The sequence below is a fragment of the Salinispora goodfellowii genome (assembly GCF_059570675.1).
In genome coordinates, this window is sequence record NZ_JCANTD010000002.1 from 470784 (window position 1) to 484765 (window position 13982).

At 69.1% G+C, this 13982-nt stretch carries 13 protein-coding genes, 1 pseudogene and 1 CRISPR repeat array; of the genes and pseudogenes, 2 read left to right on the top strand and 12 right to left on the bottom strand.

Annotation, left to right across the window (positions count from 1 at the left end):
* Window positions 1-214: 214 nt before the first annotated feature.
* Together T398_RS04605 and T398_RS04610 are read left to right on the top strand one after the other, a co-directional pair.
* On the top strand, window positions 215-619 hold the full coding sequence (locus T398_RS04605; protein ID WP_496444862.1) for a hypothetical protein: 405 nt from the start codon (window positions 215-217) through the stop codon (window positions 617-619).
* Between the two features lie 4 nt (window positions 620-623).
* On the top strand, window positions 624-1037 hold the full coding sequence (locus tag T398_RS04610; protein ID WP_496444864.1) for a hypothetical protein: 414 nt from the start codon (window positions 624-626) through the stop codon (window positions 1035-1037).
* A 26-nt stretch (window positions 1038-1063) separates the two neighbouring features.
* On the opposite strand, the gene T398_RS04615 is transcribed toward T398_RS04610, so the two are convergent.
* The 12 genes and pseudogenes from T398_RS04615 to cas6 all read right to left on the bottom strand — a co-directional run bounded on the left by T398_RS04615 (window position 1064) and on the right by cas6 (window position 13862).
* Complete coding sequence (locus tag T398_RS04615; protein WP_496444866.1) at window positions 1064-1495, bottom strand: hypothetical protein; 432 nt, start codon at window positions 1493-1495, stop codon at window positions 1064-1066.
* Between the two features lie 183 nt (window positions 1496-1678).
* Window positions 1679-2314 (bottom strand): hypothetical protein, encoded by a 636-nt coding sequence (locus T398_RS04620; RefSeq protein ID WP_496444868.1) that lies wholly within the window; start codon window positions 2312-2314, stop codon window positions 1679-1681.
* 26 nt (window positions 2315-2340) lie between these two features.
* Window positions 2341-2601, bottom strand: a complete 261-nt coding sequence (locus T398_RS04625) for a hypothetical protein (RefSeq protein ID WP_018218703.1) — start codon at window positions 2599-2601, stop codon at window positions 2341-2343.
* A 63-nt stretch (window positions 2602-2664) separates the two neighbouring features.
* Complete coding sequence (locus T398_RS04630) at window positions 2665-3336, bottom strand: hypothetical protein (RefSeq protein WP_496444870.1); 672 nt, start codon at window positions 3334-3336, stop codon at window positions 2665-2667.
* Entirely contained in the window at window positions 3333-5804 is a 2472-nt protein-coding gene (locus T398_RS04635; protein WP_496444951.1) for an FtsK/SpoIIIE domain-containing protein, read from the bottom strand. The genes T398_RS04630 and T398_RS04635 overlap by 4 nt, the downstream gene beginning before the upstream one ends.
* Window positions 5805-6060: 256 nt before the next feature.
* Window positions 6061-6693: a CRISPR direct-repeat array (repeat unit 30 nt; unit sequence GTTGCGATCCCTCCAGGGGTGATGAGCGAC).
* Between the two features lie 89 nt (window positions 6694-6782).
* The gene (gene cas2, locus T398_RS04640; RefSeq protein ID WP_496444872.1) at window positions 6783-7046 is read right to left on the bottom strand and encodes a CRISPR-associated endonuclease Cas2; all 264 of its coding nucleotides are present in this window, start codon (window positions 7044-7046) and stop codon (window positions 6783-6785) included.
* A 68-nt stretch (window positions 7047-7114) separates the two neighbouring features.
* A pseudogene (locus tag T398_RS04645) lies at window positions 7115-7567 on the bottom strand (CRISPR-associated protein Cas4); the annotation flags it as partial.
* Window positions 7564-9969, bottom strand: coding sequence for a CRISPR-associated helicase Cas3' (gene cas3, locus T398_RS04650; RefSeq protein WP_496444874.1), 2406 nt, complete (start codon window positions 9967-9969; stop codon window positions 7564-7566). The pseudogene T398_RS04645 and the gene cas3, both read right to left, overlap by 4 nt.
* Window positions 9966-10700, bottom strand: a complete 735-nt coding sequence (gene cas5 / locus T398_RS04655; protein ID WP_496444876.1) for a CRISPR-associated protein Cas5 — start codon at window positions 10698-10700, stop codon at window positions 9966-9968. Before cas5 ends, cas3 begins: the two co-directional genes overlap by 4 nt.
* Window positions 10697-11758, bottom strand: a complete 1062-nt coding sequence (cas7i, locus tag T398_RS04660) for a type I-B CRISPR-associated protein Cas7/Cst2/DevR (protein ID WP_496444878.1) — start codon at window positions 11756-11758, stop codon at window positions 10697-10699. The genes cas5 and cas7i overlap by 4 nt, the downstream gene beginning before the upstream one ends.
* Window positions 11758-13173, bottom strand: coding sequence for a hypothetical protein (locus tag T398_RS04665; protein ID WP_496444880.1), 1416 nt, complete (start codon window positions 13171-13173; stop codon window positions 11758-11760). The genes cas7i and T398_RS04665 overlap by 1 nt, the downstream gene beginning before the upstream one ends.
* Complete coding sequence (gene cas6 / locus T398_RS04670) at window positions 13170-13862, bottom strand: CRISPR-associated endoribonuclease Cas6 (protein ID WP_496444882.1); 693 nt, start codon at window positions 13860-13862, stop codon at window positions 13170-13172. Before cas6 ends, T398_RS04665 begins: the two co-directional genes overlap by 4 nt.
* Between the last annotated feature and the right edge of the window lie 120 nt (window positions 13863-13982).

Below are 13982 nucleotides of genomic sequence, written 5' to 3' on the forward strand. Positions count from 1 at the left end.
GATGGGTTCGCGTTCCCAGGGGCCCTCCGCCAGATCGGCCTCGGACGCCTCTCGGCGGGACGCAGCCCGTCACCCGAAGCGGGCCGCGTCCCGCCGAGAGGCCGAGTCAGGGAGGCAACGCAGTGGTTCCATCCCTTGTCCTGGCAGCGGTCGCAATGCTCGGGTTCGCCGCCGGACTGTTCCTTTTCAAGGTCAAGTCACGCTGGTGCCGACGGTGCGGTTCAGCACTGAACTGCCCCGACTGCGGCAGCCGCAGGTCACGCCCGTACCCGGGTCGAACCAGATGGACGAGCGGGCTGTGAGCGGCACGCCGATCATGCCCGAGGTCACGGTCGCACCCGGCGATGTCGTGCACCTACGCGAGCAGGACTACGAGCACGGCTGTGGCCACCTTCGGCTGCGGGTCATCCAGGTCCGCCTCGACCTCAGCCTCTGGTACGACGGCCAGTGGGTATGGCTCGAAGGCATCGAGATCGATCCTGCTGGCCGAGCCGGACGATTCCGGCAGGAACTCGTCCGCGTCGCCGCCCTCCACGGACCACCCGCCGCCATCCGCCCTGAATCCAGCAACACCCGCCGACTCGATCCCGATCCCACGCCCGAGCGCATCCGGAGGTAACAACGTGAGCCTGCCCGACATCACCGCTGCCCTGCGAGACCTGCACGTCTCCGTCCATCAACAGCAGGAGAGGGCGAGGGCCGTCATCGAAGACGCGGAGAAAGTCCGAGCCGAGTTTCGCGCGCTTACGGCGGGTGCCGCCAACCCCCTGGTCAACCGGGCCCTGGGAAACTACGCCCGGGGGATAGTCAAGCTCCGCGCCGGATCATGGCTCCTCGCCCAGGCCGGCGGCAGTCTCGCCGACTACGCTCGGGTGATCGGTGTGCGCCTTCCGCAGCAGCCGGTGGAGGGGGAGCGAAAGGTCGAGCCGTCTCCGGGCGAGCGAAGCGACACCTCCGAGCGTCGACGCAACCAGCGGTCGGCAAGCAGGGGCCAGCCGGCGAACCGCCCCGTTGACCGATCAACCGGCCGACGATGATGATGCTGCTGGTGGCTGGCGGTGGGTCAGCCGCCAGCCTTCGCCACCCCCACGAGGTGCTTTCCGACGAGGTCTCCGGCCTGCTTGAGGTTGTCTACGCCCTCCTCAAGCTGAACAGGTGCCTGTCGGCAGGCGCGTACCGCGCTGTTGAGAAGGTTGTTTTCTCCGCCTCGGCTGACCTTCTGGAAGTGGGCCTGGGCCTTGTTCACGGCATCGATCGCAACGCCGACGCTACGGCCCACCTGCTCCAACACCTGCAGCGTCGTGATCAGTTCCGCTACGACCGAGTTGATCGGGCCACCGCCGCCCCGTCCGGCGGTGATCCGATCCAGCCCCGCGTTCATCGCCCGACCGACGAGCCCGCCAGCCTTCATGCCGGCGTACGCTGCGCCGACCGCAATCAGTGGAGAGGGGTGGTAGCCAGCAGCGTCAACGGCTGCCGTGGCCGCTATCGCCATCCCGCCGCCCGTAGCCTTGCCGATCTTCTCGCTGGCCTTGCTAATGCCATCTCGTGCTGATTCGACTGCGGTGTCACGGAGAGCGCTGGCTGCGGCTGTGAGTACAACCTTTGCCTTACCCCGTGCGCCTGCGCGGTCATCCTGTGTCAGTCGGCGTTGCGATCTCGACCGCCAATTCACCGGCTAGACCACCGGATCGAGAAACGCGCAGCCCGAAGCAACAAGTGCCGGGATGGTGACGCCTGCATCGTGGGCGGCTGTCTGTGCGGTCAACCGTTCCAGGTCAATGCCAGCCTGGAGTTCCTGCTGGTTTTCCTCGTCCAGGCCGGCGCAGGCTTCCCACAACGATGCCTCAGTTGAGGAAAATGCCCACAGTCCATAGGTGATGCCAGTGACCTGTAGTAGGGATACGCCGTTGTGGCCGATGTGGCGGCGGTCTGGTTCTTCGGGGGTGTTGCCCATGCCTTCGGCGAGGGGATAGAGCTTGATGCGACGGAAGGGCTTCTCCAACTCCCCGTTCGGATCGAACTCGATCAGTAGGCCCCGGTCGAGGAGTTGGTCGATGACCGGTCCTGGGCTGGCGGGGCCGGCGCCAGCGGCGAGGAGGTCGCGTTGCAGGGTTTCGCGGGTGACTTCCAGGCGGGCGTGGCGCTCGGGGTCGAGGAAGGCGCGTCCCCATACCTGGAATTCGTCATCGGTGAGCTCCTCGGAGTCGTTGCCGAGCCGGACCTCCCAGTACTCCGGGTTGGGGTCGGGTGGGGTGACGTACCGGTAGGAGGGGCCGAGGTTGAGGCCGACGGGGACGATGACGGTGGGCATCGGGGGACCTTCCGGGGGGATCGGTGTCAGAGGACGGCGTTGTACTTCTCGGTCTGGGCGACGGCGGCCTGGATCAGGCCGGCGCCCTCGCCGAACTTCTGCTTGGCGGCGGTCAGCTTGCCGATGGCACCCATGACGGCGGGCTGCTGGGTGCCGGCCGCGAGGGCCTGGAGTACGGCGATGGCCTTGTCGACCTGGGCGTTCACGCCAGCGAGCTGGGCTAGGGCCTTGTCGGCCTCAGTCTTGCCGTGGGCCAGGCCCGCCTTGATGTCTCCGATGGTGGCCATTGTGTCTTCCTCCCTGGATTGTGGGGTCTGACGCCCTGCGGCCGGCCGCAGGTGCGACTGGTGTCAGCCATGGGTCGCGGCGATGAAGATGAACCACAAGATCGGCATGCCGACGAAGCAGATCGCGCCGCCGACCTTCCTGGACCGGGTGCCACCACCCCCGATGCGGGGCTGCCCGACGAGGCTGATGGTGAGATAGCCGGCGAAGAAGGCGAGCGCGGGTAGCCCACACAGGGACCAGGGCACCAGGTGCAGGGGGATGCGACCGAGGTCCTTGTCGGGGCTGAGGGCAAACATCAGCAGCGATGCGAAGGTGCCGACTATCGCCGCGACTGAGTAGACGAGGGCATTGCGGGCCAGCGGGGTGAACCCCGGCAGTAACGGTGGCTGGGCTGCTCGCCGGTGGGCGTTCTCGGCGGCGGCGTCGGCGGCGTTGGCGGCGGTTGTCGCCCGCCGCAGCGCCTCGGCCGGGTCCGGAATGGGGCCGGGCACGATCCGGCCAAACTGCGGGGCGGGTAGGCGCAGGGTGGCGGCGAGGTGGTGCAGGTGCTGCCGTTGCGCCGCCACCCGCTGGGTGAGCTGGTCCACCGCGGCCTGCCCGTCGCGGCTGGCGGCGGCCTGCTGCTCGCCGCGGGATCGTTCCTCCTTCAGCAGGGCGGACAAGCGGCGGGCGTGATCGGTGTAGGCGGCCCAGCCGCCGTCGCGGGGCAATGGCGTGTCCGGTTGCTCAGTCATGCGTATTCATCGATCTGATCGAGGGTGCCGGGGCGCACGTAGGGGACGATGAGGGCGCGGCGGTTGTCGTGCCGGTCGATCAGCAGCGCGCGGTTGGGGCGGGACTGCCACTCCGAGGCGTAGTCGCCGAGCAGGGAGCCGACCTCGTTGCTGGGCAGGTTGAGGGCGACGAGGCAGGCGACCTCGTTGCCGCCGGTGGGCCCGAGGTCGCTGCTGAACCGGCTCACCGAGCGCCACCAGCCGAGCAGGTGGACACCGTGGGTGGGTCCGTTGGCCAGCACGTCCCGCAGCTCGTCGTGCCCCGAGCGGTAGGTGGTCGGGTCAGTGGTGGTCAGCAGGCTGCTGGCGACATCCGCACCGAAGATCACCAGATGGGTCGTCGGCCCACCATCGGGGACGGTCGGCTGGGCGAGCTCCGCCAGCCGCGCCCGAAGCTGGGCCGCGTTGATCGTCTCGTACGGGTGCCCGGCGGCGGCGATCGCCTCGACGGTGGCGTCGGAGGCCTCGTCGGCGGCGGCGACCAGCGGCGCGATGAGGAACCGGGCCGTGCCGGGCGCGTACTGGCGGGCCAAACTGGCCGTGGCCGCGTAGAGCACGTCGGCCCCGACCGGGGAGGTACCCAGGACCGCCAGGTGACTGCCCGGGGTCGCGTCGAGGGTGAAGCCCGCGGTGGGCAGGCCGACGGCCACGGTCCGGCCGACCAGGGCTCGCCGCCGCCGTACGTCGGGGGTGAGGGCGACGAAGGTGGGATCCTGGTCGGGATGCTGCTCGGCGTAGCCGGCGAAGACCGTCGGCGGGGCAACACCCGGACGGCGGGCACTCCACAGCAGGTGCCGTTGGGCGGCCACCGACCCGGCGTCGGCGTTCGGGAAGCGGACGACCCGGTTCGCCCCCGGAATCCCGGCCGCCGCGTTGATCACCGCCCCGCCGATGGGCAGATTGTCCGCACCGTCGTTGAGCTGGTCGAGGACACCGCCGCCACCGGCGAGGGCGACCCGCAGCGGGAACTGCCCGAAAATGGAGTCGGTCTTGGTGAAGAGCGCCTCCACCCCGGAGATCGTCTGCGACGCCAGGATCAGGTGGACGCCGTACGAGCGGCCCTTGCGCGCCAGCTCCTCAAGAAGCGCCACCGCCTGCTGGGCCACCGCGTCGTTGCCCTCGAAGAGCACATGGAACTCGTCGATCACCGCCAGCAGCCGGGGCATCGCCACATCCGGCCGACCGGTCCGCAGATCGGCCAGCTTCGTCACGCCGGCCCGCTTCAGCTCGGTCGCCCGGCGGGTCATCTCCCGCGACAGGGTCCGCAGCACCGCCAACCCGTACTCCCGGTCGGACTCGATGCCGACCGTGTGCGCGTGCGGAATCCAGGATGGGTCCACCATCGTCGGCGTGAACTCCGCGAACGACACGCCCTCCTTGAAGTCCAGCAGGTAGAGCGACAACTCGTCCGGCGAGTAGCGCGAGGCCAGGCCGTAGAGCACGTCGAGGAGGAACACCGTCTTGCCCGACCCGGTGCGACCCCCCACCAGCCAGTGCGGCGTCGCGTCGTCCAACGCCAGCACACATTCGGTACGCCCCTCCCGGCCAACCACCGTCCGCAGGCCGTCGATCGACGACTGCTGCCAGATCTGCTCCGGCATCAGCATCGTAAAGTCCGTCGCCGTCTGCACCCGAGCCGACTTCGCCAACCGGCGGCAGACCGCCTCCACCAGCGTGTCCGGCGGGCCGGTGTCCAGCCGTACCGGCACCGCCAAACCTGTGTCGTCCGAGCTGAACCGGTGCTGCCCCGGCGGGTCGGAGACCGCGAACACCCCACCGCTCGACGCGGTCAGCGCAGTGGTGCCCTCCAGGCGCGGCGCCGTGGTCAGCCCGCCCGGATGCTGCGGCGGCGGGTAGCCGGCGAGCAGCAGGAACACCCCGGCCGCCGGGCCCGCGTGCGCGATCGCCGACAGCCGGGACCACTCCCGGCGCCCGGCGCCCTCCGGCATCGCCGCCACGCACACCAGCAGCACCGAAGGATCCGACTCACCGCCCTGGGCGCGCTCGATCCGCTCCTCCGCCTCGGCCAGCACCTGCTGAAACCCCGGCAGGTCGATCGCTGGGCGCGGCCACGCCTCCGCCTCGACCATCTCGCGGAACGGACCGAAAACGGTCCCGAGGGTAGCCCCGTCCACCGCCGCGACCTGAAGCACGCCGTCCGGCAACGCCGCCAACACCCGCAGCAGTACGCCGCGCAGCCAGCGCGCCACCGCCGGATCGCGGGCGTCACTGTCGACCGAGAGGTGACCGGCGCCCACGAACGGCGCCACCACGCTGAACCCGCTCCCCGCCACCGGCGTCGTGTCGCCTAGGCGAACCGGCATCGGACGCCCCAGCGCCCCGTCCACGCCGGTGGGAAGATCCGCCGCCGAACCATCCAGTCGGCAACCCAGCCAACCGGGCGTCAGCCCCTCGGCGAGCCGCTGCATCCGGGCGGTGAGACGTTGCGCTTCCTCGCGGGCCTGCGCCGAGACGCCAGCTTCCGCAGCGCGGTCGCGCAACCTCGCCCGAGCAGCCTCAATGTGGGAGACGGCATCCCGGTGCGCCGCCACCGCCCGACCGAACGCTGACGCCACCGACTCCAACGCACGCCCCCAGCTCACCGACCACGGCTACTCGCGCAGACCCTACCCAAAGTGGCCACTCCGAGTCAGCCCCCACGTCGCTCTCGGCGACGGCTTCTGAGGTGTGACCCCGCCAGGCGTGATGAGCGACCGGAGGACGCGGAGTTGGTGGCGCTGCGGGCCCGGGTGGCGTTGCGATCCCTCCAGGGGCGATGAGCGACCACCTGGTCGCGAAGCTGTGCGTGCTGACGCTGCGGTGGGGTTGCGTTCCCTCCAGGGGTGATGAGCGACATGAGGACGTGTTCGCGTTGGACGTTGTCCTGACCGAGTTGCGATCCCTCCAGGGGTGATGAGCGACCTGCTCGGTAAGCCGATCAACTTCCGCCCGGGTGAGTTGCGATCCCTCCAGGGGTGATGAGCGACTGCAAAAACGAGAAGACCGTCACCCTCGCCGCCTACGCGTTGCGATCCCTCCAGGGGTGATGAGCGACGTGGTGGGCCGAACGGGGGCGAGTTGCTTTGTCGGTGTTGCGATCCCTCCAGGGGTGATGAGCGACCAACGCGGCGCCGACCGCGAACGGGGACGACGCATCGGTTGCGATCCCTCCAGGGGTGATGAGCGACTCCTGTGCCGCACCAACGCCGAGGCGATGGGCCAGGGTTGCGATCCCTCCAGGGGTGATGAGCGACCACCCTTTCCGCAGACCTCCTACTCGACGTAGCCGTTGCGATCCCTCCAGGGGTGATGAGCGACCCGAACCTAAAATCGCAGGTCACGGCCATCTTTCCGGGCTCGGTTCTGTCGGATTTTGCAGCAGTCCGGCGGTTGTGCATCTGTGCAGGTCAGAGTACCGAATCTGGGTAGCCTAGTTCAGCACCGAGGGTCTCGACCTCGACGAGGTGTGGCGAGCCGATCCGGTAGATCCGGACGCTGTCGTAGGCCAGGTCCAGTTGCTGGCGGAGGCTGGTGATGAGGCTGCGGTGCTGCGCGGTGGAGAGTTCACCCTCGAAGACGCTGCGTTGAACCCAGTGCAGGTATTGCCGACAGGTGCGGAGCGCGGCGGGGTTACGTTCGACGGCCGTGTCGTATACCAGGACGACGAACATCGCGCTACCACCAGGGCCGGAAGGGCTTGTAGGTCGTGCCTTCGAGGCATAGTCGTACGAGCTTGTGGCGCGGGGGCGTGGGTGGCGATGACCTGACGCGCTTTCACCTCGGTCTCCTCGGCGATGCGGCGCGCCGGGGCATCCCAGTCGATCTTGACAGTTCGTCGGATCAGTGGATAGTGCACGACGCCGCCACGAATGGTCACCCCGCGTCGGGCGAGCAAAAGGCAGTAGTGCAGGACTTGAGCATCGTGTTGCGGCGAGGGCTCGCGAGAGGATTTCGTTTCGTGGACGATGGCCCCTCGGGTGACCCAGTCGACCCTCGCCGCTCCAAGATCGACATCGGCGTGTCGGCGGTATGTCGTGTCGTCAACACTCTCGCCGAAGGCCACGGCCTCGTTGCGGGACTCCGGCCGGTAGCCGTGGCTGTACAGCCACAGCTGCCGAGGGCAGTGCAGCAGGTACTTGACGTGAACCCCACCGATCTCGTCGGTTTCGTCGGTTTCCGGGTCATTTGTCACAGGACGGTGTCCTCGGGTCGTCGCAAGGCGATCCTCCGGCTGGTCCGGCCCAGATCGAGACCCGTTTCCGAGCTGTACGGGGCGTCGACGACAGGGATCCGGTGGTTGCGGCCGACGGTGCCAATGGAGCCCAACGCCCGCCACTGCTGGTAGCGGAGCGGGATGAGCAGCCCAGCACCGAGCAGGGCATGGCCGTCGCGTCCGCTCGTCAGCCGCGCGTACTCCGGTTCGTCGTCCGCTAGGAGAACTTCGACGGTGTCGAAGGATTCGCGCAGCCCATCGAGGAATTCTTCTCGGTCGGTGAAGGGTGTGGTGAAGGTCAGAAAGGTGCGGGCGAACGTGTCGCGGCTGCGACGCGCCTGTTCGTCCCACTGCCGTCCCCAGTCGGTTTGGTATGCCAGTTTCAGCCAGTGGTCGATGGCCTGCTCGGACATCACCGGGCCGGGTGCGGCGGCCAACGCCGACCACGCCGCATCCAGCGCCTCCGGCTGATACGGGTACGGGCTTTCACCGCGGTGCACCCGATACGACACGGGCCCATCAGGGTGGCGGCCGAGCCGGTTGACCCGTCCGGCGCGTTGCGCGACCGCCTCGATCGGGGCGAGTTCGGTGGCGCCCCGGTCAAAGTCAAGCCGCAGGGATACCTCCACCGCTTGGGTGGCCACCACCAGTCCGCCGCGCCGTGCCGGATGACCGGGTCGCCGTTCGCCGTGCCGGGCGAGGAGCCGTCGTTCGATAACGGCACGGTCACGGGCGCGGAATCGGGAGTGCAGCAGCAGCGCCGCGGTGTCCCGGTCCGCCTCAGCGGCAACCGCCCTGGCGGTTGGGGCTAGTTCGGTGTAGAGCGCTTGGGCGGTGGCGACGGTGTTGGCGACGAGTAGCACGCTGTAGCCGTTGGTGAGCCAAGACCGGACGATCTCCAGGCTGGCCGGGGCGGTCAGCGGTTGCTCGTCAAGCACGAGCCGGTGCCGGTCGGGTGCCGTTCCGTTCGGTGCGCGGTGCAGGGTCACCGGGCGCCGCAGCGTTTCACGGATGAGGGTGACCATGGGCGGTGCGAGGGTTGCGGAAACGACCGCTACCCGGGTGCCCAACTTCTCCCACAGTTGCATGCACGCGCAGAGCCGGCCGAAGGTCTGCGGATCGTAGGCGTGCAGCTCGTCCAGGACGATCAGGCTGTTGGCCTGCTCCAGCAGGACGCTCGCGTAGCGGGGGCCGGCGATCGCCCCGATGAGGAGCTGGTGAGCCGTCGCTACCCGGAACCGCTGGGCGAACAACCGCATCGCCCCGGCGCGGGAGCTTGCCTCGCCGGCGTCGGCGGCTGTGGGCGCGCAGCCGTCCCTGGCCGCGTCGGCCAGGACCGACAGGGCGGCCGCACCGTGCAGCACACCGATGTCGGCTGCGGTTTCTCCCGCAGCCGGCAGCAGGTCCTGGCGGAACCGGTTGGCGGCCGCGTCGATCGACGCGCGGTAGGGCAGGACCCACACCACCCGGGGCTGGCCGGGCATGGCCGGCAGTTGCCGTGCCGCCCACCCGAGACCAGACTCGGTCTTGCCCGAACCGGTAGGTGCGATCAGGATCAGGTGTCCGTCGGTCTCGGCGGCTTTCCGCTGGTGCGGGTAGGGCTGGTAGGCGAGCCCGGCAAGGTAGTCCGACGGCAGCGGCAGGTGGGTTTGTAGGGGGACGTGGGCGGAGGCCGAGTGGTCGGCCAGCGTCACCGCCCCTTGCAGGAGAACGCCGACCAGGCCGTGATCGGCGCTGACCGGCTCCTCCCATGCATTACACAGATCGGCGAACTGCTTCCGGGCCCGTTGCCATAGCCATCGGTCCCCGTCAACCGGCACTGGTACGCCGAGCTGATCGGCGTACCAGTTTAGGACCGCGCGGTGTCGTTGGAGCGGCACCTGGCCGGTCGGCTGGCCCGGCGGGGGGTCCGGGTCGTGGCCGAACTTCCGCTTCCAGGCGGCGGACTCCGGGTAGAGGTCGAGCAGAGCTCCGCTGCCATTCGCCGAGCGTAACCAGCGGTGGTGTAAACCGATCCCGGCGGCGACCAGAGCCCGTTCGTTCGACGACAGCCCATCGCTGAACAGATCGAGGTAGGCCAGCGATAGCACCTCGTGGCGCTCGCCCCAGCGGTGCCTGGGCTGCTTGACCTGCCGCTGGAACCCCTCGGCGACCTTGCCCGCGTCGTGGAGTAGCGCCGCGAGCCCAACCAGGTTCCAGAAGGAGGGCCAGTCGGCTAGAACGCCGATGGGTCCGATCCGGTCGGCAACGGTCTGAGACGCGGCCCAGGTGGCGTAGCTGTGTTCGGTGAGTCGTTCCGCGTGGCCCAACCGGCCTGTTCGGCCGGTGCGGTCGACGGACTTGGCCCACACCTCGTCGAGGACTTGCGGCGCGGTGTTCATCGTTCGTGAGCTGCCGGCACGGGTCGCAGCCACACCGCCTGGTCCCCGTCGCGAAGCGCATGGCGCACGGGCAGCCGGGCAGCCGGTGCGGCGGACCACAGATAGTCGCCGTAGTGGGTGGTCAGCCGGTCAGCGTGGATCAGCTCGGCGAGCCGGATGGTAACCGCGGTAGGCGCAGCGTGTCCGCCGTGTGGGGCCAGCGCGTGTCCCACGACGGCCTCGTCGGTCGGCTGCAGTAGCACGGACGTGACTGATCGGACGAACACCAGGTCCTGGGAACGGCCCATTCGCAGCGCCCAGACCGGGCGACGCAGGGCGGCGGCGATCCGTTGCCCGTCGGGCTCGGGGATCCAGAGCGTTACGTTCAGGTGGGCGAGGAACGGCCGGTCCTTGAGGGCCGTGCCGCCCGTGATCGCACGGACCCGGCCGCCGGCAGCCGGGTTCTTACCATCCGTAGCGATGGGGTGGTACGTTTCCGCGTCCACGCCAAAGCCAGCTGCGTACGCGCTGTAGCCGAGCGTCACCGGCTCTCGGGGGGCTCCCGTCGCGGCGGCCAACAGGCCGCGTAGCGAAGACGGCGGCGGCACCGGCAGGCACCGGGTCAGCCCAGGGAACATCGGGTCGCGGAACGACGCCACCGGTGCGAAGAGCTCCACCCGGACCGCCTCCAGCCCGACAGATTTACCCGGTGTTGCCTCCATCGCACCGGCCGTCAACCTGTCGACTGTCATCGCGCCGGGTCGTCGAACCAGGAGTCGTGGGTGCCGGCTCGTAACTCGGCCGCCAACGCCCGCAGCATCGTTCGAGGATGCTCAATGAGCACCTCGCCAGTGTCGATCTCCGCAGCGAGGTCGGACTCGAACTGTTTGCGGATGATCTCGTTGAAACCGGGTCGCCAGCCCACCCGCACCGGCGGCTGCCACCGTTCGTTCCACGCCTCCAACTCGGCCCGCAACACGTCGCCGCTGACCCGCAGCCCGGAGCCGTCGTCGGCGCCGCTGATCGCGAAGTCCAGCGGGTTGACGCCACCATCCATTGTCAGCAGCATCAGCAGCGTCGGCGTTCGGTCGCCGTAGTGCAGCCCCTTCTTCGCCCCACCCGTGACTTCGGCGAGCGCCTCCAACAGCAGCGCGGCTCGTTCACGCCGGACCGCCAGGGGCAGTCGTACCGCGGGCTGGCCCCGGAACGTTACCGGCTCCGCGCCGACGGCGACCGCATCGGCCACCTGCATGGCCGCCTCCTGGGTCAGATAGTTCGCCCTGCCCACACCCTTCGCGGCAGGCAGGGTGAACGTGCCGATGCGCGGCACGTCGAGCAGGAACGGCGCCGCGAGATCTGCGGTGTAGAACTCGTGGGCATGTAACACCGGCTCGTCGATGCCGCGGGCCATCACCCCGTAGTCCTCCGTCGGCCGGGCCGGTTCCACCGCCAGCAGAGTGCCGACCATGAAAGGGCTGTCCCGCAGGGTGGTGTTCGTGTCCTTGGACTTGGCGGTCGCCTTCAGGTAGCCGAACAGGTCGTCGTCGGCGTACCGGATGGGGTCGGCTGCGGTGGTGGCCTTCTGCGCTGTGCCCTGCTTCCGACCCACCCGCTCAGTGGGGGAGGGGAGCGAGCCAAGCTCGGTCATCGTGTCGCGCAGCCAGCGCCGGAACGCCTGCGCCGAGACGTACGGGTAGGGCTGCCGGCGGATCAGTGTCTTCTTGACCCGTGCGGTCGTCGCCTCACCGCGGCCGTTGTTGGGGGCCCCGGCGGTCACCGCCAGTACGATTTTGCCTGCCAGAAAGGCCATCAGGCGTACACCTCCTCCTCGTGGGGGTCGAACTGAATCTCGTCGTCAATGTCGTCTATGTCGTCAACGTCGTCCTCGTCCTCGGAGTCGGCGGGCTTGCGTCCGATCGGCGCCTCGGCCGCCACTAGGTCAGCTACGACTTCGAAGAAGAGTTGCGCCCGCCACCGCCAACTGTCGGGTCCGGCCGACAACAGGGTGGGGGTGATACCGCTGATGTCTGGTGCTGGGCAACCGTCGCGTAGTAGCCGGGCACTGGCCGCCATCAGCAATTCGTGCAGGGCGTAGCCGCTTTTTGTGGCCCTCGCATACTCGTTGAAGCGGCCGCGCGGGTTGTGCTCGGCGAGAATCCAGGCTGCGACCAGCTGGCGGGCCGGTGCGAGGCGTGCGACATCCATCCCGTACATCTCCTCCTGATAGGCGCGGGCCAACCGCCGCCATGCGTCAACGGTGATGGGGTCGGCAGGTGGGTTGGCGACAGCCTGGTGCAGCGCGTGCAGAAATCGGTCGACCGTGGCCTGCTCGTCCACGAAGAGCGTCCGGGCGATCGCCGTGTGTCCACCCGGATCCGTGTCCCGCCGGGTCAGCGAACGGCGCAGCCGAAACCACCCGAGTCGGGTTGCTGGGTCGGCCTCGATCCGGGCGAGTAGCCGACCGGCAGCCTGCCGCGTCCCGCTCACCCTCAGCCATGGTTCCTGGTTGTCGTTCTTGAACGACCACAGCACCGCGTCAACCGGCGGGTCAACGGCATGTGCCCGCATCGCCGCCAGCGTGACCGCCTCCGCGCTCGCGCCAGCGGGCACACCGGCGAAACCCAGCTGGTGAATGCGTTCGGCCCGGATGACATTGCGGGCGACGAAGCGTCGCTCCACTGCAGTGTTCGCACACATGACGACGGTTGCCGAGCCGGCGGTAACCCACGCCCCGTACGGCAGGGCCCACATCGACACCCGACAGCCACGGCAGGTCGGCCAGCCCGCCACGCGCGGCGGCAGCGTGTTCGCCGCGTGGGCTCTGCCGAACAGCGGCAGGCGGGTCTTGTCCCACAGCGTCACCGTTGGCGCGGAGCAGAACGCGCAGGGTAGGGCATCCGCAGCGGGCACATCGGGGGTGAACAGGTTTGCCACCAGCGGCCGAAGGGCGGCCGGATCCCTGGTCCGCGCGTGGTGGGTCGCCTTCGCGTTTGGGTAGAGCGCGAGCAGCACCTTCCACCAGTCCGGAGTTGGGGCGGGATCCGGGCGGCTCGACACCGCGACGATATCTTCGATCAGTCGTCGGGCAACGCTGTCCAACTCGTCCGCGGTGACGTCGCCGGGTTCGGACCGACCGGCGAGTAGCGCGACCGCCCGAGCACCGCAGCGTTGGAACGGATGTGTGGTCAGGGCCAGCGCGGGTCGGTCTCCAGCGGCGTCGGTCACCGGACCCATCCGAACCCCTGGATGGTGGACAACCCGAGACCCCATTCGCGGAGTGCAGCGATCAGGCGGGGGTCGGCGTCCAGGCGCACCTTTGCTGTCGCCCCGATCCGGAAGCCGCCCGAGACGTCGAAGCGTCGCCGGGGCCCGGCCGCCACCACCTGCACCTCGGCGTCGCCCGGCAGGCCGAGCAGGTCGGCCTTGTGGCGGATGTTCGCCAGCAGCGCGCCGACGAAGCCCTCGTCATCGGGGAGCAGGTACCGGTTCCCGCCGGCCTTCACCAGCACCGGCGAGCGGGTCTCCAAGACCGCGGAGGATTCGGCGTCAACGGTCGGCTCCAGCTGCATGCCCTTGATCGTCAGGGTGACCGGCCCCCACCGCAGCTCACGTCGGCCGGTGATGCCGGCCAGTAGCGACGCCGCCAGCGCCGGTATCGGCGACCCGAACCAGATTCTTCCGTTGCCCGACATCATGTACGCGCGGGGCTTGGCCCGGGCGCCGAAGAACACCGGGGGCGAGATCCCCACCGGCCGGGGGGAGTTGGCCGGTGCCCAGCTCCCGTCGTGCAGCTGTGTCGCCAGGGCCGGTGACTGGTCGGCGAGCACGCTGTACACCACGGCGTGCGCCACGCCGTGCACGTACCTCCAGGGAAGCACCGCGTCCGGCCCGGCGACATCCACGTAGAACCGCATCTGTCTGATCTCCATTCATGTTCTGGCCCCGGAGGCAAAACGAGCGGTGGCAGCAACCGATACGGGGGTTGAGCCATGGCATCGTTGGGTCGTCGATCCGAGTTGGACGAGATGGTTACG

What these genes read in the sequence shown, in the direction of transcription:
- T398_RS04615 (WP_496444866.1), bottom strand. Translation starts at nt 1,495, where the DNA reads ATGGCGATAGCGGCCACGGCAGCCGTTGACGCTGCTGGCTACCACCCC.
- T398_RS04620 (WP_496444868.1), bottom strand. Translation starts at nt 2,314, where the DNA reads ATGCCCACCGTCATCGTCCCCGTCGGCCTCAACCTCGGCCCCTCCTAC.
- T398_RS04625 (WP_018218703.1), bottom strand. Translation starts at nt 2,601, where the DNA reads ATGGCCACCATCGGAGACATCAAGGCGGGCCTGGCCCACGGCAAGACT.
- T398_RS04630 (WP_496444870.1), bottom strand. Translation starts at nt 3,336, where the DNA reads ATGACTGAGCAACCGGACACGCCATTGCCCCGCGACGGCGGCTGGGCC.
- T398_RS04635 (WP_496444951.1), bottom strand. Translation starts at nt 5,804, where the DNA reads ATGCAGCGGCTCGCCGAGGGGCTGACGCCCGGTTGGCTGGGTTGCCGA.
- cas2 (WP_496444872.1), bottom strand. Translation starts at nt 7,046, where the DNA reads ATGTTCGTCGTCCTGGTATACGACACGGCCGTCGAACGTAACCCCGCC.
- cas3 (WP_496444874.1), bottom strand. Translation starts at nt 9,969, where the DNA reads ATGAACACCGCGCCGCAAGTCCTCGACGAGGTGTGGGCCAAGTCCGTC.
- cas5 (WP_496444876.1), bottom strand. Translation starts at nt 10,700, where the DNA reads ATGACAGTCGACAGGTTGACGGCCGGTGCGATGGAGGCAACACCGGGT.
- cas7i (WP_496444878.1), bottom strand. Translation starts at nt 11,758, where the DNA reads ATGGCCTTTCTGGCAGGCAAAATCGTACTGGCGGTGACCGCCGGGGCC.
- cas6 (WP_496444882.1), bottom strand. Translation starts at nt 13,862, where the DNA reads ATGCGGTTCTACGTGGATGTCGCCGGGCCGGACGCGGTGCTTCCCTGG.